The 20,118-nt window shown below is 45.9% G+C and carries 19 protein-coding genes; 9 read left to right on the plus strand and 10 right to left on the minus strand.

The features are described from left to right. Position 1 precedes the first annotated feature (1 nt). Entirely contained in the window at positions 2 to 505 is a 504-nt protein-coding gene (locus ACNKW2_RS01535; RefSeq protein ID WP_419146978.1) for an Lcl C-terminal domain-containing protein, read from the plus strand. A 103-nt stretch (positions 506 to 608) separates the two neighbouring features. Continuing rightward, on the plus strand, positions 609 to 1,379 hold the full coding sequence (locus ACNKW2_RS01540; protein WP_419146979.1) for a YggN family protein: 771 nt from the start codon (positions 609 to 611) through the stop codon (positions 1,377 to 1,379). Here ACNKW2_RS01540 and ACNKW2_RS01545 read toward each other — a convergent pair. The 7 genes from ACNKW2_RS01545 to ACNKW2_RS01575 form a co-directional block, all read right to left on the minus strand. Beyond that, a complete protein-coding gene (locus ACNKW2_RS01545; RefSeq protein ID WP_419146980.1) occupies positions 1,374 to 2,207 on the minus strand; it encodes an amidohydrolase family protein in 834 nt (277 codons plus the stop codon). The genes ACNKW2_RS01540 and ACNKW2_RS01545 overlap by 6 nt on opposite strands. Positions 2,208 to 2,219: 12 nt before the next feature. After that, positions 2,220 to 2,948 carry an SDR family NAD(P)-dependent oxidoreductase gene (locus ACNKW2_RS01550; protein ID WP_419147067.1) on the minus strand — a complete coding sequence of 243 codons (729 nt, stop codon included), beginning with the start codon at positions 2,946 to 2,948 and terminating at the stop codon, positions 2,220 to 2,222. A gap of 2 nt (positions 2,949 to 2,950) precedes the next feature. Further along, positions 2,951 to 3,439 carry an FKBP-type peptidyl-prolyl cis-trans isomerase gene (locus ACNKW2_RS01555; RefSeq protein ID WP_419146981.1) on the minus strand — a complete coding sequence of 163 codons (489 nt, stop codon included), beginning with the start codon at positions 3,437 to 3,439 and terminating at the stop codon, positions 2,951 to 2,953. Between the two features lie 82 nt (positions 3,440 to 3,521). Continuing rightward, entirely contained in the window at positions 3,522 to 5,042 is a 1,521-nt protein-coding gene (locus ACNKW2_RS01560; protein WP_419146982.1) for a LysM peptidoglycan-binding domain-containing protein, read from the minus strand. A gap of 20 nt (positions 5,043 to 5,062) precedes the next feature. Beyond that, positions 5,063 to 6,034 (minus strand): hypothetical protein, encoded by a 972-nt coding sequence (locus tag ACNKW2_RS01565; protein ID WP_419146983.1) that lies wholly within the window; start codon positions 6,032 to 6,034, stop codon positions 5,063 to 5,065. Continuing rightward, positions 6,031 to 6,312 (minus strand): cell division protein ZapA, encoded by a 282-nt coding sequence (locus tag ACNKW2_RS01570; RefSeq protein ID WP_419146984.1) that lies wholly within the window; start codon positions 6,310 to 6,312, stop codon positions 6,031 to 6,033. The genes ACNKW2_RS01565 and ACNKW2_RS01570 overlap by 4 nt, the downstream gene beginning before the upstream one ends. After that, a complete protein-coding gene (locus tag ACNKW2_RS01575; protein WP_336568650.1) occupies positions 6,312 to 6,539 on the minus strand; it encodes a DUF904 domain-containing protein in 228 nt (75 codons plus the stop codon). Before ACNKW2_RS01575 ends, ACNKW2_RS01570 begins: the two co-directional genes overlap by 1 nt. 238 nt (positions 6,540 to 6,777) lie before the next feature. On the opposite strand from ACNKW2_RS01575, the gene ACNKW2_RS01580 reads away from it, so the two are divergent. Further along, positions 6,778 to 7,620: a 23S rRNA (adenine(2030)-N(6))-methyltransferase RlmJ gene (locus tag ACNKW2_RS01580; protein WP_419146985.1), complete on the plus strand. Its 843-nt coding sequence runs from the start codon at positions 6,778 to 6,780 to the stop codon at positions 7,618 to 7,620. Between the two features lie 374 nt (positions 7,621 to 7,994). Then, positions 7,995 to 9,275 (plus strand): EAL and HDOD domain-containing protein, encoded by a 1,281-nt coding sequence (locus ACNKW2_RS01585; RefSeq protein WP_419146986.1) that lies wholly within the window; start codon positions 7,995 to 7,997, stop codon positions 9,273 to 9,275. Here ACNKW2_RS01585 and ACNKW2_RS01590 read toward each other — a convergent pair. The 3 genes from ACNKW2_RS01590 to ACNKW2_RS01600 form a co-directional block, all read right to left on the minus strand. Continuing rightward, positions 9,272 to 10,750: a Ppx/GppA phosphatase family protein gene (locus tag ACNKW2_RS01590; protein WP_419146987.1), complete on the minus strand. Its 1,479-nt coding sequence runs from the start codon at positions 10,748 to 10,750 to the stop codon at positions 9,272 to 9,274. The two genes, ACNKW2_RS01585 and ACNKW2_RS01590, sit on opposite strands and share 4 nt — an antisense overlap. Before the next feature lie 16 nt (positions 10,751 to 10,766). Continuing rightward, on the minus strand, positions 10,767 to 12,854 hold the full coding sequence (gene ppk1 / locus ACNKW2_RS01595; protein WP_419146988.1) for a polyphosphate kinase 1: 2,088 nt from the start codon (positions 12,852 to 12,854) through the stop codon (positions 10,767 to 10,769). 119 nt (positions 12,855 to 12,973) lie between these two features. Then, positions 12,974 to 13,480 (minus strand): glycine cleavage system transcriptional repressor, encoded by a 507-nt coding sequence (locus ACNKW2_RS01600; RefSeq protein ID WP_419146989.1) that lies wholly within the window; start codon positions 13,478 to 13,480, stop codon positions 12,974 to 12,976. Positions 13,481 to 13,789: 309 nt separating this feature from the next. Here ACNKW2_RS01600 and ACNKW2_RS01605 point away from each other — a divergent pair, with 309 nt between their 5' ends. From ACNKW2_RS01605 to ACNKW2_RS01625, 5 genes are all read left to right on the plus strand, one after another. Further along, on the plus strand, positions 13,790 to 16,024 hold the full coding sequence (locus tag ACNKW2_RS01605; protein WP_419146990.1) for an ABC transporter permease subunit: 2,235 nt from the start codon (positions 13,790 to 13,792) through the stop codon (positions 16,022 to 16,024). A gap of 15 nt (positions 16,025 to 16,039) precedes the next feature. Further along, entirely contained in the window at positions 16,040 to 17,689 is a 1,650-nt protein-coding gene (gene pstA / locus ACNKW2_RS01610) for a phosphate ABC transporter permease PstA (RefSeq protein ID WP_419146991.1), read from the plus strand. A gap of 27 nt (positions 17,690 to 17,716) precedes the next feature. Then, a complete protein-coding gene (gene pstB / locus ACNKW2_RS01615; protein ID WP_336568664.1) occupies positions 17,717 to 18,544 on the plus strand; it encodes a phosphate ABC transporter ATP-binding protein PstB in 828 nt (275 codons plus the stop codon). Between the two features lie 24 nt (positions 18,545 to 18,568). Beyond that, on the plus strand, positions 18,569 to 19,270 hold the full coding sequence (phoU, locus tag ACNKW2_RS01620; RefSeq protein WP_336568665.1) for a phosphate signaling complex protein PhoU: 702 nt from the start codon (positions 18,569 to 18,571) through the stop codon (positions 19,268 to 19,270). A 142-nt stretch (positions 19,271 to 19,412) separates the two neighbouring features. Next, a complete protein-coding gene (locus tag ACNKW2_RS01625) occupies positions 19,413 to 20,090 on the plus strand; it encodes a TIGR00153 family protein (RefSeq protein WP_336568666.1) in 678 nt (225 codons plus the stop codon). Positions 20,091 to 20,118 lie beyond the last annotated feature (28 nt).

The following is a 20,118-nucleotide window of genomic DNA, read 5'->3' on the forward strand; positions in this document are numbered from 1 at the left end:
GATGAAAGCATTTATCTATCTTTGTCCTGTGCTGTTGTTAACCACTGGCGTGTGGGCACAAACTTGTGTCGATGTTGCTACCAGCACTGAGCGGTTTATTGTCAATAGCGATGGTACAGTATCCGATAGCGTGACCGGTTTAATGTGGCAGCGATGTAGTGTCGGACAAACCTACAATGCGGAAAGACAAAGCTGTGATGGCACTGCGCAGCAGCTGTCTTGGCAGCAAGCTTTGACTCTTTCGCAACAGAATAACTACGCGGGCTATGAGGATTGGCAAGTTCCTAACATCAAGGAACTGGCCAGTATTTTACAGCTGCAGTGTGTGGATCCAGCGATTGATGTCAGTGTTTTTCCCCACACCTTAAGTAACAATTATTGGTCTGCAACCACTCAAACTGCAGAGCCGAGCTTTGCTTGGGCCTATCAATTTGCCGATGGCAAAAACAACCCCACCAACAAAATCGCCGATGCATTTGTGCGATTGGTGCGTTATTACAACTAGCCTTATGGCCAAGCAGGGTTGGTCTAAAACTGCTTTAGGATCAGGGAAACTTTTGCTACTCTTCTGAGCATCCCTAGACCAGCCTGTTGCATTTGGAGGCCTTATGAATCGTTTTCTTAGCGCTGTGGCGTTATCTTGCTGTTTATTGAGCACAACAGCAGTGGCGAAAAGCAAATGCGATGTCGAGTTGGGGCACGGTCTCATCATTACCGATAATGAAATTCGTATTGTTGATAACGGCCAGACCCGGATCCAAATTAACAACGATAATCAACTCTTCATCTTAGGCCGCTGGATTGAGCTTGACCAAGCTGGGGAGTCGGTTGTGGCGGAGTACGCCAATGGTATTCGCGAAACGGTTCCTGAGCTAGTGAACTTGGCAACTGACGGCGTTAATTTGGGGTTAAGTGCCATCGAGCAAGTGGTCGAGGGCATGTCTGATAAAGAGCCTGAGGTGTTAAAAACGCAGCTGCAATACGTTGAACGGGCGTTAATGGATAAGTTTAAACGAGGTGACGATTTTTTCTTTATTGCACCGCAGTCCTTATCAAAAATCGATGACTTTTTTACCAAAGAGATCAGCCAAAAGATCCATTCCGCTGTGCATGGCTCGTTGGGCTCCATTTTAGTGTCTTTAGGCGATGCGTTTAAATCTCGTGAAGGAAACATTGAAGATCGCATTAATGACATGGGACAACGCATGGATATTATTTCCAAAGAAATCGACAAATCGTTGCAAAAAAAGGCACTTCAACTGGAAGAAAAAGCGGAAGAATACTGTGAGTGTCTTAACTCCTTGGATCAAACCGAAGAGAAGTTACAGAGAATTGTTCCTGAGCTGGTTCCCTATGATCTGGTCCAGATCCGCTCATAAACCATAGCAGCGCTTAGCGTTAGTCTGGCTGAGCTTTTCCCAAGTGCTAGAGTGGCCGAGCACTGTCAAGTAGTCCTGCCACACCTGCCAATACTTTTTGACGCTTAACACAATTGGAAAGTTTGATCCTAGCATTAGGCTGTCTTCACCAACCTGCTCGAGTAAATGCGTTAACCACTGTGAGGTTGGTAGCGGCTGAGCGAGCATTTCATTGCCACTGCACTTTAACATCACATTAGGTAGCGCTCCACAGCGCCGCAATAGCGATGTGGCATGGTGGTGGCAGTCTATGAAGCCGGCGTGATTAAACACCACTTTAAGATCAGGGTTGGCTTCTAGCTGTTTCAAAAACGCATCGCACAGCTGGATTTGGCTAAACTCCAGTTGCGCCTCAAAGTGCAGGCCAGCACGGTTAAGCTGCTGGATATTTTCTATCACCTGAGGGGAGAGTAATCGGCAGCCGTCAGAGCCTTGGGTAATGTCACGAATAGCTACTAAGCTGCGGTGTTTTAGTGCCGCCAAAGCCGTTGCAAATTGTTCCGGTGGGGCATCAATTTGAGCATGACTTACGGCTTTATAGGGCAGTGAGGGTTGCGTTTCAGCCAACCAATTTAGCTCGTTAATTGGGGCATGATTATCGAACCCAGCTTCGACATGGATAAAGTGGCTCAATGTAAATTGGCTAGACGGTGGAATAGTGGCCAAACTGTGGTTTTGCTGAATACGCGATAGGTTTGGCCAAGCAGGCGCAGAGTGCTTGAGCCATTGATATTGCCCTTTGTCTAATGCAAAAAAATGCAAGTGACTATCAATGACTGCAAGGCTCATGTTTCGCTCCGGTTACTGTGCGGTATAACCGCCATCAATGCTTTGCAAGCTGCCGGTGATAAAGCTTGCTTCATCACTCAACAAGAACGCCACTAAGGCGGCCACTTCTTGAGGTTGGCCTAGGCGACCAAGCGGTTGCATACGAGCTTCCTCGGCAATCACCTGTGCTTTATCTGCGCCACTACGCTTACAGTAACTATCAATGGCATGATGAAACAGTGGCGTTTCTATTGTGCCTGGACAGACCGCATTGGCACGTATTTTAAATTGGGCATAGTCAAGCGCTGTGGTTTTTGCCATCGAAGCCAGTGCTGCCTTGGTTAGGTTGTAGGCAAACGAGCTGGGCTTGCCGACTAATGCTTGGTCCGAAGACATTAACACTATGCTGCCACCTTGCTGCTGCTTCATCACTGGCAGTACTGCCTGAATTGCAGCATAAGCGCCTTTGACATTCAGTGCTAGCATCGCATCTAAGGTCGCTTCATCGGTTTGCTCGATGGTGGCGCTGAGGTGCTTTCCAGCATTTGAAACCAAGGCATCAATTCGCTCTTCTTGGCTAATGATACCCTTAATAACTTGGTGTACTTCAGCAACTTTACTGACATCACAATAGCGATAAACGCCATGGTCACTGGAGTGGATGTCGAGGTTATACACCTTATATTGCAGCCCTTGTAAGTGTTTCACTATGGCTGCGCCAATCCCTAAACTACCACCGGTTACAATTGCGACTTTTTCCATCATTAGTGTCCGCAACCTCCTGCGCCATGGACATGGCCGTGGGCAATTTCTTCATTGCTCGCGGCTCTCACAGCCACCACTTCAACATCGAATGTTAGGGTTTTACCTGCAAATGGGTGGTTTAAGTCACAGTCAGCATTGAAGCGGCCAACCTTGATTAGCTTTACTTGATGGCGACCTTGATTGGAGTCGACAATGGCCGTCATGCCTGACTTCCATACTTTGCTGTCACCAAGGCCTTGCAAGTGCTTAAGTGGAATACGTTGCACCATACCCTCTTGATACTCACCATAGCCATCGGCAGGCGTTAACGTCACAGAAAAGCTATCACCGGCCGTTTTTCCCTCTAGCTCACGCTCTAAACCTGGCAACATGCCTTCACTGCCATGAAGATACGCTAAGGGTTCAGCGCCTTTGCTGGATTCAATTTGGTTATCGCCTTCATGGAGGGTGTAATGAAATTCAACGACTGTATTTTTTGCAATCTGCATCACTCTTGGCCTTAATATAATTGTTTAGCAGTGTAAGATAAAAGGAGTCTGCCAAAACTCGTAGTGTACGTGACGTCACTTCTTAGAAGCAAGCCTGGGCTTCGCATTCCACCAACTCACGACCAAAAATGGCATTAATATGGCCATAACTGCCCATTCCAGTGGCTCGCTTGAGTGGTGTTTTGTTGTCGTTGGACTCTTGGTTAGGCGCAGGAGCGCTAAGTAACAACCGTAACTCGTCACCTGGGCGCAATACGGCCTTAGCCGTTAACTCATTCCAATCGAGCAAGTCTCTCACCGTTACTTGATATTGACGGCTGATGGTCCATAACGACTCGCCGCGACTGACCGTATGCTGGTGCTCCACCTTGGGCTGCACCTTGGCAGCGGTATTTGGTTGTTTAATGTAAGGGCTGACTTCGTAGTCGACCACTAAATCCAGCTGGTCATTGCCTTGTGAAATCAATAATGTTTCGCCGACGCGGATAAGATTGGAGGTTTTATTGTTAAGAGACTTTAATGCCGCAACACTCATGCCTGCCTTGCGGGCAATACCATACAGGGTATCGTTTTTTTGCACGATGTAGCCTTGGCTAAAATTGTTACGAAAAAAGGCACTTTTTAATAACGCTTGCTCTGACATGGGCAACAATATGGTGTGCGGCCCCTTAGGCGAGCTGCGATGCTGTAAAAAGCCAGGGTTTAATTGGTATAGCTGACGTTTTTTCACTCCCGTTAACTTGGCCAACTGATCGAGGTCGAACTGTTGGCCAACGTCTAACAGCGCTGTAGTGGCCTTGTTCGGCAGCTCCGGAATGGTAAATTTTGCTGGCGCCGTTTTCAATAAATGACTCAATGCCAGGAGTTTTGGTACGTATTCTGCGGTTTCTTGCGGTAACTTTAAATGCCAAAAGTGAGTCGACTTTCCTTGCCTGCGATTTTTTCGAATCGCTTGTTTTACTCGAGCCTCACCACTGTTATACGCGGCAATAGCATGCAACCAATCACCGTCAAAACGCTCATGCAAATAACTAAGGTAATCCAGTGCCGCATCGGTTGACGCTAACACATCTTGGCGGCCGTCGTACCAAGTATCTTTTTTAATGCCAAAATGATAAGCCGTGGCATCAACAAGTTGCCACACACCTACGGCATTTTGACTGGACTTGGCGGTAGGTCGAAAATCGCTTTCCACAAACGGTAATAATGCCAGCTCCATGGGTAAACCCCGTCGTTCAACTTTTTTTACCACATGATAAAAATAGGGAGCAGCACGACGGCTCACGACATTAAGGTAATGTGGTTGCGCTAAATACCAGTCGATGCGTTTTTTTAGCCGCGGATGGGGCGCAGTATTAAAGTAGAGCTTATTGCGAACGTAGTGCCATAAGTTTTTTTCGCTTTTTGGCTTACGGGTCACAGGCTTTGCTTGCTCGGCCTGGGGGGGGGAGGTGCGTTCAGAGGCAATTTCTTTTGCAGGCACGTGAGTGATCGCAGACAAGATAGCCTGACGGTCGACCTGAGGGGGCGCTGTGGACTGACAGCCTGCTATCAACAACAGTACGCTGAGGATGTTGAGCAGCTGTATTAATCGTGTGTTCATTCCCTAATTATATCGGGCGCTTAAATTTTATTCAAAGATTCTCTAGTTTGCCATTGCTGCCACCGCCTCAATGCTTGCAATTGCATATTGGGGTTTGAATAGAGTGCTTTGAGTTGAGCTCTCACTTGTTGCTCATCTGATTGAGACAATAGTGAGAAAAACTGCAGCGGCTGGTGCAGTGCTTTTGCTGGGAAAGGTTTTCCTGACGCCGGTAAAATCCAACTGACTTGACTGCTATGCAATTGCTTTAGGGCATCTCGCCATGGCTGCCAATGACTGTGATTTAAAGGCGGTACTAAATCGACGCTGTAGCCGGCAATAATACCATTGGCCGCGGGTAACTGGATGAGCAAGTCCTGTTTTGAGTAAGCGCTAGTTGGGCTAATGGTGAGCAGGTGTTTGCCAAGATCAAGTGATATAGCGTCACTGACAACCGACTGCTCAGTCACTATGGCGTGACTTAATTGTGACCACCTTGAAACCCGTGCCTGAGCTAACTTGAGTTTTTCTTGCCAACTAGGCTGTTGCGCCTGAGGCAGTGCGGCCACTCTTTTTTGGCTGAGTGAAATGCTTTGCTTAAAGAGTTCGAGCTGACGCTTAAAAGCGTGTTGTAATGTGCTTGAAGAAACGGCGTTTGGCGTCAGCCATTGGAGATTTGGATAGGTCTGCTGTAACAGTACAATGGCACTTTGCTGTTTTACCTCAGAATGCAATGACACGGCGTAACACAGGGGCACTGATAGACGTTGTTTTAGCTCATCAATCAGTGCCGTCATGGCAACCCAGTCGGCATGAAGACCGGCAAGTAAAGCACACTTTGAGCCAACCAGTAGCGCCTGATTCGGTTGCGGACTGGCTTGCTTACCGGTAATGAAAAAAACCTGTTCAGAGACTTGGTAAAAGCGATTGGCCTTTGTGGCGTTGGCGCCAAAGCTTAATAAACCCAGCATTAGGTAACTGCAAACTAGGTAGGCTTTGGCGTTCAGGGTCATGGGGTATCGCAGGAGAGCTTAGCGACTAGCTGTGCCAGTTGCTGTGCTTGCTGTTGTTGTTGCGACTCTAAAGCTTGTAAGTCATGGCATAAATGCAAAGCGGCAAGCAGTAACGCATTGTGATCGTTACGTACACTGGAGCGTTGACGCATTTCTTCGACCCGTTTATCCAGTAGCGCCACAGCATTATGTAGCGCCTCTTCTTGATCTGGAGCACAGGCAAACTGATGCTCTTTGCCAAGTAACGTGACGGTTACTTGGTTATTTTGCTCTGACATTAGCCAGCCTGTTGTGATTGCAACTTATCTAATAGACCAGACAGTGATGAGCTAAACTCTTTTTGCTTTTCTTCACTTTCTAGCATTTCTAGCTGTAGGGTTTCGTTTTCATCAATCAGTTTTTGGTTTTGCTCTTTTAAAGCGGTTACTTCCGATTTTAACTGATTATTTTGACTTAAAAGTTGGTCAATCAACTGGTCGAGTTTTTGGAGATCTTGATTATTCATAAATGCGCTCTTGAGACTGTGATTTGTCATGCAAATGTAAAACAAAGCAGCCCAGGATGCTAGTGTTTACGCGACTTTATGCTGATTTTTATTGGCATTTAAGCGATAATAGCGAGATTAGCTTATTTTGTTCAGAAGTGGTTCAGGCTAAAATAACTTAATGAGTAATTTATATACAATTGGTCATTGAGGTATATTAGCTTCACTCATTATATATTAACTTATCCAAGGCGATATTATGCTCAGTTATCGACACTCTTTTCATGCTGGCAACCCAGCAGATGTGATTAAACATTTAGTCCTTGCTGAGGTATTGGCCTACCTTACCAAAAAAGACAAACCGTTTGATTATATCGACACTCACTCCGGTGCTGGCTTTTTCGAACTTGGCGGTCAAGATGCGCAAAAGAATCAGGAGTTTATGGCTGGTATTGCTAAGCTTTGGGATTATCAAAGCAAAGTGGCTGCCATAAGCCGTTATCGTGACCTGATCGAAAGCGTGAATCGCAATGGTCAGCTTGAGTATTACCCAGGCTCGCCAAAGGTTGCTGAGCAGTTTTTACGTCGCCAAGACAATGGTTGGTTCTTTGAACTGCACCCTCGCGATTTAGCATTACTGCAGCAAAACACCAACCATAAGCGTTCTTTGCGAGTTAATGGCAGTGATGGTTTTAAAGGCTTGCTCGGCTTAGTGCCGCCAGCATCGCGACGAGCTTGTGTTTTGATGGATCCGCCATATGAAATTAAGTCGGATTATGAAAAGGCCGTGGTCAGTATTGTCAAGGCGCATAAAAAGTTTCCATCCGGTGTGTATATGATTTGGTACCCAGTGGTTGAGCGTGAGCGCATTGATGCCATGGAAGCCAGCTTAGTTGACTCTGGCATTCGTAATATTCAATTATTTGAATTAGCCACTCGTGCAGACACCGAGGAAAAAGGCATGACAGCATCTGGGTTAATGGTGGTAAATCCGCCTTATACGTTAATGCAAACTATGTCGGAGGTGCTTCCTGAGCTGGTTACTTTATTGGCGGAAGACGAAGGGGCTGGTTATCGCTGTTTACAGTTAGTCGATGAGTAGGCAGGCATAACGTAGCGATATCGTCGCAATCTAAGAGCATGACGGTATCGCTGTTCAATGCTTGCTATTACCCCTGATGCTTGCAGCTGAGCAATGGCTTGATTAATGTCTGCAAGCAGGTTCTGGTGCTTCGCCAGTAGCCGCAGGCGGAGCTTTCCTTGCGAATTTAAAATTTGCTTCAAACTTCCATCTTAGCCTAACTTTTTTATAACGGCGATAGCAAAGTGACAGCTTTGAGCGTGTTATTATCGACAAAGTGCTCTGATATAAATTAAACAAATAAGGTGAACTGATTTAACTTTCTATTGCTCGAGTTGCAGGCATATTATAGGCTAGTTATACAAGGCGTTCCTTTCTCATAGAAAAGGGTAAGAATGTTAATGAGAGTTTCGGTAGCTGAATTGAAGAAATTACCCGTACAGTATATTGCACGTCAGGCGATTATGAGTCCTGATCAAGAAGTGTTTGCCTACGAATTACTTTATCGTGATTCTGGTAATAACGCTTTTCCTGTTGGTGTGAGTGATAGCCAAGCCACAGGGCGGTTGTTTTTTAACTCATTAATGTTCATCGGAGTTGAACGTCTCGCTGCCGGTCAAACCGCTTTTATTAACCTCTCCGATGAGTCCCTCTTACAAGAACTACCTAAGCTGTTATCACCCAAAAAAATTGTCGTTGAAATTGTCGAGCGGGCTAAAGATATCCCTTCTTTGGTTAATATCGTTACCAAATTAGTGACCAAGGGTTACCGCTTTGCACTAGACGACTATGATGGCGATGAGCGCTGGCAGCCTTTGTTGGCATTAGTGCAGTATGTCAAAATTGAAGTTCAACACCCCATTATTAGAACCAACATGATGGTTAAAAAGCTTAAGCGCCAATACCCAGATCTGAAAGTGATCGTCGAGCGTATTGAAACGAAAGAAGAACTTGAGCTGATCAAACCTTCTGGTTGCGATTTTTTTCAGGGGTATTTCTTTGCTAAACCTGAAATGCTCAATCATGGCAATGTGGAACCAGGCAAACTGGTAGTATTCCAGTTGCTGCAAGCCACAGCGAAGAAGTCATTATGCTTTAAAGAAATCGAGAACCGCATCAGTAAAGATCTGAGCTTGACTGCCAGATTGTTAAAACTGGCCAACGCCAAAGCCGGTGAAGATCGCATCGAGATTAAATCGATTTCGCAGGCGGTGGTGTATCTGGGAGAAGATGCCATTAGGCAGTTTGTCAAAGTACTGGCGTTAAGCGAGTTGGGGTCTGATAAGCCCAGTGAGCTAACCCGCATGGGTCTGACTCGAGCCAAGTTTGTGGAAACCTTCTTACAACCTGGTGGTAAAGAAATGGCCGAAACTGGCTATTTACTTGGGTTAATGTCGATCCTTGACGTGATTTTAGACGTTGAGCTTTCAGTGGTTGCCGCTGAGTTTTCTCTAGATGAGTCACTCTCTAGTGCCTTGCTTGATTACGGCGGTTTAATGGGCGGCGCATTACGCTTAGCGTTTGAGATTGAGCGCAACGAGTGGCAAGAAGCCGAACTTATTTTACAGGCGATCAGACCAGCAACGCCTATTCAGTTTTTGTATGATATGGCGTTGTCTAGTCGTGAGTATGCTGATGAAGTGCTCGAAATTGTAAAGTCAGAACAGCCAGATTAAAACAGCAGTTGAATGTTTAATGCTTCTAAATAGTTGGATTCTTGCTCAAGGTCGGCAGAAAATAGGGAGTGGGAATCAAGCCATTTTGGGGCAATTTCTAACCGTAATGTTTGCGCCAAGGCAATGACGTTAAACTTTGGCAGCTGCTCTTGTTGGCGCTTTTGATTCAGTAAAATAGCCAGCCGGAAAATCGTTAGGCAACGAGCAAAATGAGGCAATTCTTCGCAGGCAATCAGCTCCTGTAACTCTTGTAGCTTTATCTTCTTGCGATAAAAGCGCACCAAGGCACTTAATTGTAATTGCTGTGCTTGGGTGAATCCGGGTAACTGACTGTGACGGACAATATAAGCGCCGTGTTTATGCATGCCCGATGAGTTTATTGCCAAGCCTACCTCATGGAGTTTGGCGGCCCAACTGAGCATTTCAACATCGCTTTTACTGAACTGCCAGCTGGGTTTGCTCAAGCTCACCAGCTCCTCGATGGTGCTGCAAATACTCTCAGCATGTTGCTTGTCGATGTTGTAATTATCACTGAAGGCATTAATGGTTCGAGTGCGCAGGTCATACTCATCGCTTTGGTGCATTTCAAACAGCAGCCCTTCGCGTAAGGCATAGTCGCTAAACCGCAGTGCGGTGATCCCCAGTTGACGAAACAGCGCAATAAGAACGGCAAGGCCACCGGCAATGCTTACTTTGCGTTCATCGGGGAGAGACTTAAACGCAATCTTGTCAATATGGCCAGCAGCTACCATGCTCGCTTTAACTTGTTGCAATGCCGGCCAGGTGATGGTGTCATCCCCTGTCAACTCAGCACATAGTTGTGCCAGTGTTTTTATGGTACCAGAGGTGCCAATCACGGATTGCCAACCAAGTCGTAAAAAGCTGGCAGTGATCACTTCAATTTCTTGTTCAGCCTTAATTTCTGCCTTTTTAAAGCGCTTGGCACTGAGTTTACCGTTAGCGAAACACGCCTTTGTCATCGTCACGCAGCCAATGTTACGACTACTGAGTAATTTATGGGTCAGGTGCTGACCAATAACCAGCTCAGTGCTGCCGCCACCAATATCGATGACTAAGCGGTTATGGCTATCGTGCTCGTAGTTGGCAACGCCTTGATAAATAAGTCGAGCTTCTTCCTGCCCAGAAATAACATTAATAGGGTAAGGAAATACGCTTTTTGCGCGGGCCAAAAACTCAGTTAAATTTTTACAGTTTCGCAAGGTATAAGTGGCAACAACCTGCACTGACTCGGTGGGGAAACCATGCAAGGTGGTGGCGAACTGCGACAAGGTATCCATGGCTCGGGCCATGGCGGCTTCATCAAGGTTTAAGCGTTTATCTAGGCCCGCAGCTAGGTAAACGCGTTTTTTTTCTTTATGAAGAATTTGTAGACGACCATCCACTTCCCTGGCAACGACTAAGTGAAAGCTATTTGAGCCCAGATCAACCGCTGCAATAGTAGGGTAGTCGCGCATTGTGTATCCTCAACCGTTATTCTTTGATATCGCTTGCTTCAAGCTTCTTTAAATAATCATAAATGGCAATCTGAGAGCGAATTTTTTTACGATTACCTCGGCGAACATATAAGTTCTTCTGTTCAGCGTCAATAATCCGCGCTTTGGTTTTGTCTTTAAATTGCAGATCCATGATGTCGATGATCATTTTTTTCAGGTGCTCGGCATAAATAGGGGTGCCAACCTCAACTCGGTGGTCGAGGTTGCGGGTCATCCAGTCAGCCGAAGAGATATAGACCTTAGGGTCGCCGGCATTTTCAAACACCATCACCCGGGGATGCTCTAAAAAGCGATCAACAATACTGATGATTTTTATATTATCGCTAAAGCCCGGCAGCCCAGGGACTAATGCACACATACCGCGCACAATTAGCTTTATCTTCACTCCTTTACGGCTTGCCTCATAGAGTTTGTCGACTAAGTCCTTGTCGACCAGATTATTCACTTTTATTGCCACTTTGGCGCTTTTACCTTGCTTGGCATGGCTGATTTCTTGTTCGATGAGGCTGATAATGCGCGACCTGGCATTGAGCGGTGAGATCATCAAGTGCTCAAACTCAAAGGGAAGGTAACTATTTTCGATAAAACGAAAGACATTATCACATTCTTCGGTGATTTCAGGGTGCTTAGTGAACAAGCTAAAGTCAGTGTAAATCTTGGCTGTTTTTTCGTGAAAGTTACCGGTGCCAATGTGAGCGTATTTGACAAACTTACCTTGTTCTCGCCGGTGCACCACACACAGTTTGCTGTGTACTTTCAAGGATGGGATCCCAACCATCACCTTAATGCCATACTCACTCATCATTTTTGCCCATTCGATGTTATTTTGTTCATCGAATCGTGCTTTAAGCTCAACCATTACGGTGACTTTTTTACCGTTTTTGGCGGCGCTGATAAGTGAGCCAATCAATCGTGACTGTTTTGCCACGCGGTAAATATTGACTTTTATTTGGCTAACTCTGGGGTCAAAGGCGGCCTGACGAATGTACTCCAACATGTGATTGAAGGTGTGATATGGATAATACAGCAAAATGTCTTGTTCGCTGATGGCGCGAAAAACACTGCTGTACTTTTTAAATGCGGCGCTTCTCAACGGTGGCAGTGGTTTATTCTCCAGGTAGCCGCGGCCGACATTGGGAAAGGAAATAAAGTCCCTAAAGTTACGATACCTGCCTCCTGGGATCAAAGCATCTTGTGCCGTTACTCCGAGGCGCTTTTTCATCAGCTTTTGCAGTTCTTCAGGCATGGATTCTTCATACACTAGGCGCACAGGTTCAGCATAAAGGCGTTGCTTGAGGCCCTTTGACATGGTGTCGAGCACCCCTTCTTCTAACTCGTCGTCGAGGTTATATTCGGCATCGCGAGTCATCTTCATGGAGTACGCTGAAATATGCTCAAACTGAAAAAAGCTTCGAAAGACATCGGCGATGTAGTAGCGAATAACATCATCGAGTAAGACAATGGTTTTGTGCCGTCGCGTTTTTTCTGGGGGCAGCTGCACAAAGCGATTGAGGCGGTCGGTAGGCACCTCTAAAAAAGCATGGTGATTCTTATCGCCTCGCATCTCAACGAACAGGTGAGTCATGGTGTCGTTGATATTATCTGAGTAGTCTTTGCTCTCGGTGATCATCATCGGTAGCAAGTGGGGCAGTACCTGATCTTTAAAGTAATCGGCTAGCCATTTTTGGTGGAACTCAGACAGCGCTTCCGGCAATTCAACGTGGATATTGTGCTCATTTAAATCGGCTAAAATTTGCTCGTAGATAACGTTGAATTTCTTTCCCAGCTCCAACACTTTCTTTTGAATGTCGGCGAGTAAGGCTTCATCTTCGTCAAAGTTAGTATCAGGTAAATTATTGAGTAGGATACGGCGTTTTACGTCCGCAACACGGACTTGGAAAAACTCATCTAAGTTGTTAGAAAATATACCTAAAAAACGAATTCTTTCGATGATGGGGTTGCTGGGGTCTTTGGCTTCTTGAAGCACTCTTTCGTTAAATGATAACCAGCTTAATTCTTTAGCAAAATAGGTAATGGTGGTGTTATTAGAAGAAACTGCCTGCATGACTCTTTCCATAGGTACCGCTTTTAACACAGCTTAAGCAGATGTTGTGACACTAATATGACAAACACGACGCGCATGCCGTGTTTGCCTGCCTACTTCCTTTTAGTGTAGTGAAGAAATTAATTCTCTTCTATGTCTACGATCAAGTCACTGGTAATGGATTCTAAGGCATCGATGACATTCTCGCGCACCATGCCGGCAGGGAGCGTCACGGTAGCAAAAGCACTAAAAATGGGCAGCCCCCAATTTGGTGCACTTCGTTGTTTCGAGGTCAGGTGCGTAATATTCGCGCCTTTGTGACGGATCACACTGGCGAGCTCTTGGACAATACCAGGCCTGTCATTACCGGTAATGATGAGGTTGATGGTCTCAGGTTCTTCCTGCTCGACTAAATTATCCCCAGACTCTATTTTAACTTCAAGGCCCTGTAACGCATGTAAGGCTTCTTGTATTTCTTGCAAGTGCTCTTCCGCGACTTCTATTTGAATTATCCCGGCAAAATGCCCTGCAAGGTGGCTGAGGTTACTGGTAAGCCAATTGCCGTGGTGAGAAAGGATAGTGGATGAAATGTTCTCAACGAGACCCGGCTGGTCCTTACCTATTATTGTTAAAATCAACTGCTTCATATTTTGTCTCTTTGTAAAGTGGCGCCCGGAGGCGATAAACGAAATCGGCGCATGATTTAGACTAGTCTAAAACCACCGTTTGTCCAGTGCTTCGGGACGCTTAATGTAAAGATTTGCAACGAGAATTTCGCCTTTACTTGATGAGGCCCTTAGTTTGACCGAAAAGCAATCAGTTTAGTTCTAGAATTGGAATAATTCAAAAACATGAAAGTTTATCTTTAAAGAGTCGCTGGTGTTTGAGTGTTTGTCATACAACTGTCATCTTGATGAAATATACTCCCCACAATTTTAAAACCAAAGGGTATATTGATGACTTCCAATCCGCAAAAGCCATCCTTTAAAACGGATAGAAGCCGTCTCTTCAAAGACAGGTTTGCACAATTTGGCATCACCGCTGGCGGGGTGATGGTCTTAGTCGCACTATTACTGATCTTCTTCTACCTGTTGTACGTGGTACAGCCGGTGTTTGAATCAGCAACCGTTGAAAAGCGCACCGACATTCAGCTTACTCAAGGTAAGTCCTATCAAGGCATTGGTCTTGAAGAGCAGACTGAAATCGCTTACTTGCTAGGGCAGCAAGGCAGCGTTGATTTTTACCAAATCAAAGGTGAAAACGCGGGCAAAAAGCTTGAGACCTTAGAGGTTGAACTTGATGGTAAAGTGACTGCGTTTGCACAGAGCATGCCTTTCCTTGGCCTTTATGCATACGGCCTTGATAACGGCCAAGTGCAATTGGTAAAACCCATGTTCAAGGTTAGCTTTCCGGGCAACCAACGTGTGCTCACGCCACGATTAAGCTATCCGCTTGATGCCAAGCAGCTGATGGTGGATGAGCAAGGCCAAGCCATTCGCCAGTTTGCCTTCAGTCATTATGAAGACAAAACTGCAGTAGTGGCGCAAACGGCGGATAAACGTCTGATCTTCGCTTCTTTTGTTGCCGAAGAGAACATGTTTACTGGTGAAGTTGAGTGGTCCGTTGAGCGTACTGAATTAAATATCGATGGTCGTGTCGATGAGTTGTTGATCTCACCAGACACCACTCGCACCTTTATTCGTTCAGCTAACCAAATTTATGTTTATGACACTCGTTACGCGTCAGAGGTTGAGCTATTTCAATTGCTTGCAGCCAATGAAGAAAACGCGAACTTAGTGGATATGAACCTGTTGGCAGGGGCAAACTCGTTAATGCTGGCGAACGATAACGGTGAAGTATCGCAATGGTTTGAAGTAAATAATGATGAAGGCCGTGCCTTTGCCAAGATCCGTGCGTTTGCAACCTCAAAAAGTGCACAAGTGAACCTGTATAGCGAATACTACCGCCGCACCTTCTTTACTACCAATGGTGATGGTGAACTGGGGCTTTACTACACCACCAGTGAAGCGCATTTATGGCAGGGCAAAGTGACCGATAAGCCAGTAGAGAAATTTGCTATTGCGCCACGTGCCAATGCCGCGTTATTACTGGCCGACGACACCATGACGGTGATCGAGATTGAGAACGAGCACCCAGAGGTGACTTGGTCGGCATTGTGGCAAGAAGTGTGGTACGAAGGTTACCCAGAGCCGGCTTACACTTGGCAGTCAACATCAGCCAGTGATGATTTCGAGTCAAAATTCTCACTGGTGCCAATTTCATTCGGTACCATTAAGGCGGCGATGTACGCCATGTTGTTTGCCGTGCCAATTGCCATCGCATCGGCTATTTACACCGCTTACTTTATGTCGAGCGAGCTGCGCCGAGTGGTGAAGCCTACGGTTGAAATTATGGAAGCCTTGCCGACGGTTATTTTGGGTTTCCTAGCTGGGCTATGGTTAGCGCCATTAATCGAAACGCACTTACCGGCCATTGTCGCCTTACTGGTGCTGTTACCAGTTGCCATGATAGCCACGGCGTTTGGTTGGACTAAATTACCGGCTAAAATCAGACACTTTGTACCAGATGGTTGGCACTCTATTTTACTTATTCCGATAGTACTTATCGTAGGTTGGATTTCGTTTGGCATGAGCAATGGCGTCGAAGACTGGTTATTTGGTGGTAATGTGCGTCAATACCTTACCAATGAACTAGGCCTGACCTTCGACCAACGTAACTCGCTAGTAGTCGGTATTGCTATGGGCTTTGCCGTTATACCAACGATTTTCTCGATTGCGGAAGATGCCGTGTTCAGTGTACCTAAGCATTTATCGAACGGTTCATTAGCGCTAGGCGCTACCCAGTGGCAAACCCTTATTCGCGTGGTGCTGTTAACGGCCAGTCCAGGTATTTTCTCGGCCGTGATGATGGGACTTGGCCGCGCCGTGGGTGAAACCATGATAGTCCTGATGGCTACTGGTAACACGCCTATTATGGATTGGAGTATTTTCCAAGGTATGCGTACCCTGGCGGCCAATATTGCGGTGGAAATGCCAGAATCAGAGGTCGGCAGTTCACACTATCGGATTCTGTTCCTAGCAGCCTTTGTATTGTTTATTTTTACTTTCATATTTAACACGCTAGCCGAGTTCGTTAGACAGCAGCTACGTGAAAAATACAGCTCAATGTAATTGGAGTGACATGACATGATGAAACAGTGGTTTAAGTCAGGTTCTCCGTGGATCTGGATGACAGGTGGCGCGGTCAGTATCAGTTTGATATCGGTGATCGGCCTGCTGGCGATGATCGCTTGGAAAGGACTGAGCTTTTTCTGGCCATCTCAAGTAGTAGAGATGCAATTAGAAGGGTCAGTGCCTAAGCAAACCGTGATCGGTGAAATCTATGACCGTGAGATGGTGCCTAAGTCTCGCCTGGAAGCAGCCGGTTATGATTTATCTGATTACAAAGATGAATTCGTTGAACGCTTGCTACTTAAAACGGGTAACCGTGAATACGTTGAGCTGGATTTTCGCTGGGTGCTTTCAACCGATATTCAAGCGCAAACAACGCCTGCGGAGCTCGCGGTATTTGAGCGAAGTAAAAACGGTAACTTCTACGGCTATGTAGTGCGCGTTATTGAAGACGGTAACCTAGTGACAGACAACAAGGTAGAGCGTCTGCATGAATTAGTTGAGCGTGCAGTTGACCTCAACGAAGAAGCACTAGACCTACAAAACAGCGAAATCGGCCATATTAACTACGAGCTAGAGCGTATTCGCTTAGAAGAGCGTGCCTATGAGCTAGACAACGAACTCACAGATGAAAAGCTTGCCGAGCTTAATGCTCGCCGTGCTGAACTGCGTGAAGAGTATAAGGTACATGAAGCGCGCCTGTTTGAGCTGCGTAAGAAAGCTAAGCGTGACCAAGTGGTTGTTCGCGACATGCGTGGTGAGGAAGTGACCTTGCCGTTGTATCAAGTATTGGATGTGTGGTTCCCCAATGACATGGGCTTTTTTGCCAAGTCGGGCCATTATTTGGTGCAAATTGGTAAATTCATTAGCGATGACCCTCGTGAAGCCAATACCGAGGGCGGGGTATTCCCAGCTATCTTTGGTACGGTGTTTATGGTGATGCTAATGGCCGTTATCGTCACCCCATTTGGCGTGGTGGCGGCGATTTACTTACATGAATACGCGGCGAAAAACGCCATTACTAAAATGATCCGAATTGCCGTGATTAACTTAGCTGGTGTACCGTCTATCGTTTATGGTGTATTTGGTTTGGGCTTCTTTGTTTATATGTTGGGTGGCTCTATCGATGAGTTGTTCTACCCTGAAGCGTCACCAAGTCCAGTATTTGGTACCCCAGGTGTTATTTGGTCGGCACTGACATTGGCTATTTTAACCTTACCTGTGGTTATCGTATCGACAGAGGAAGGTCTATCACGTATACCAAGTTCTGTTCGCCATGGTTCACTGGCCTTGGGCGCCACCAAAGCAGAAACCCTGTGGCGTATTATTGTGCCGATGGCAAGCCCTGCCATTATGACCGGCTTAATCCTTGCGGTAGCCCGTGCTGCTGGTGAGGTAGCCCCTTTGATGTTGGTGGGCGTGGTAAAAATGGCTCCGACGTTGCCGCTTGATGGTAACTTCCCCTATATTCATTTAGATCGTAAATTTATGCACCTAGGTTTCCATATTTACGATGTTGGCTTCCAAAGCCCGAACGTAGAAGCCGCAAGACCTTTGGTTTACGCCACTGCATTCTTGCTTGTTACGGTGATCATTGCGCTGAACATTACAGCCATCGGTATCCGTAACCACTTACGTGAAAAGTTCAGATCACTAGAACATTAATAGTAAAGATTTTTAATAGGTAGAAACATGATTACAGTAGCGCCAGAAGTCAATCAAGCAGCAGCAAACAACAAGCTTGATTTAGAAAACTTAAGCCCGGAACTCACTGCACTAGAGATCAAAAACCTAGATCTTTACTATGGTGATAATCAGGCTCTAAGTAACATTAATATGTTAATTCCTAAAGGCCAGGTAACCGCGTTTATCGGTCCTTCAGGTTGTGGTAAATCAACCCTATTACGTTGCATTAACCGCATGAATGACCTAGTGGATAGCTGTCGTATTGAAGGTGAAATTAAGCTTAAAGGCCACAATATTTACGACAAAAACGTTGACGTTGCAGCACTGCGTCGCAACGTTGGTATGGTATTCCAACGCCCCAACCCATTCCCAAAATCCATTTATGAGAATGTGGTTTATGGTTTGCGTCTACAAGGCATTAAAGACAAGCGTAAACTGGATGAAGTAGTAGAAAAATCATTGCGCGGGGCTGCATTGTGGGACGAAGTAAAAGACCGTCTACACGATAGCGCCTTTGGCCTATCAGGTGGTCAGCAGCAGCGTTTGGTTATTGCTCGTTCGATTGCGATTGAGCCTGAAGTACTGCTGTTGGATGAGCCCACCTCAGCGCTGGATCCTATTTCAACCTTAGTAATTGAAGAGCTGATCAGCGACCTGAAAAACAAGTATACTGTGGTTATCGTTACTCACAACATGCAACAGGCCGCACGGGTATCAGACCAAACCGCATTTATGTATATGGGTGAGCTAATTGAGTACGCGGACACCAACTCACTCTTTACTACACCGGCGAAGAAGAAAACAGAAGACTACATTACGGGTCGTTACGGTTAAAGCGCGCTTACGAGGAGACACACTATGGAACACAATATTAATAAACACATCTCTGGCCGCTTTAATGAAGAGCTGGAGAGCGTAAGAAACCATGTGTTAAGCATGGGCGGCCTGGTTGAGCAGCAGCTCAATACCGCATTGGATGCCGTGAATAGCAATGACGCTGATAAGGCTAAAAAAGTCAGTGAAAACGACTACCAAGTGAATGCCATGGAAGTCAACATTGACGAAGAGTGCACGCGTATCATTGCAAAACGTCAGCCTGCTGCCAGTGACTTACGTTTAGTGGTGGCCATCGCTAAAACCATTGCCGATTTAGAGCGCATTGGGGATGAAGCAGAACGTATTGCTAAAGTGGCGCTGGACTCGTTCACCAAAGATCAGCAAGACTTGCTGGGCAACATCGATAACATGGGTCGTCAAGTGTCACAGATGCTTCACGATGTGTTAGATGCTTTTGCCCGTATGGATGCGCAAAAAGCGTTTGAAGTGCACAAAGCGGATGCCAAAGTAGACCGTGAGTATGAAGCATTAACACGTCAGATCATGACTTACATGATGGAAGACCCGCGTTCTATTCCTAAAATCATGGACTTGATTTGGTCTGTACGTTCTTTAGAGCGTATCGGTGACCGCTGTCAGAACATCGCTGAGTACGTCATTTACTTTGTTAACGGCAAAGATATTCGCCATACTTCTCAAGAAGATATCGCGAAAACTCTGTAACTAGCAGGAAATTATTGCGCGCCTTTGGCGCGCCATTTCAGTACCTGTTCAGCGAAACTTGCAATAAAACCGTTCACAATGGCGTTTTATGCTGTAAAATTACCCGTTGCACATGCATACAAATATGATTTAAGGGTCAGTTATGCCTAGTAACGCGTTTTTAGGGGTTTTTGCTAAATCACCTATTAAGCCAATTGAAGAGCATATAAAAATTGTCCATCAGGCCAGTGCGGCTTTGATCCCATTTTTTAACCATGTCTTCAAGGGGGAGTGGACTGAAGCGGAAGCAATCCGCCTCGAAATCCGTAACCTTGAGCGTGAAGCAGATGATTTAAAGCGTGAAGTGCGCTTACAGTTGCCTCGCGGTCTATTTATGCCAGTAGAACGGACTGACTTACTGGAACTTATCACCCACCAAGATAAGATTGCCAACAAGGCCAAAGACATCGCAGGTCGCGTTGTTGGTCGTGAAATGGTGATCCCTGAATCTATCCAAGAAGACTTTCTTGCTTATGTGACTCGTTGCGTTGACGCAACTAAGCAAGCATCGAAAGCCATCAACGAATTCGACGAACTACTTGAAACTGGCTTTAAAGGCCGTGAAGTAGCGCTGGTTGAAAAGATGCTAGTTGAGCTGGATGCCATTGAGCAAGATACCGACGATATGCAAATCAAGATCCGCCAAGAGCTTCGTCAAGTTGAAGCTGACTTAAACCCGATTGATGCGATGTTCTTATATAAGATCATCGAGTGGGTAGGTGGCCTTGCTGATATTGCAGAGCGCGTTGGTTCACGTCTTGAGCTGATGTTAGCTCGTTAATAAAAATCGATCTTTTAAAATAAAGTAA

Origin of the sequence: Pseudoalteromonas 'SMAR' (genome assembly GCF_048515945.1) — a bacterium.
Lineage (GTDB): Bacteria > Pseudomonadota > Gammaproteobacteria > Enterobacterales > Alteromonadaceae > Pseudoalteromonas.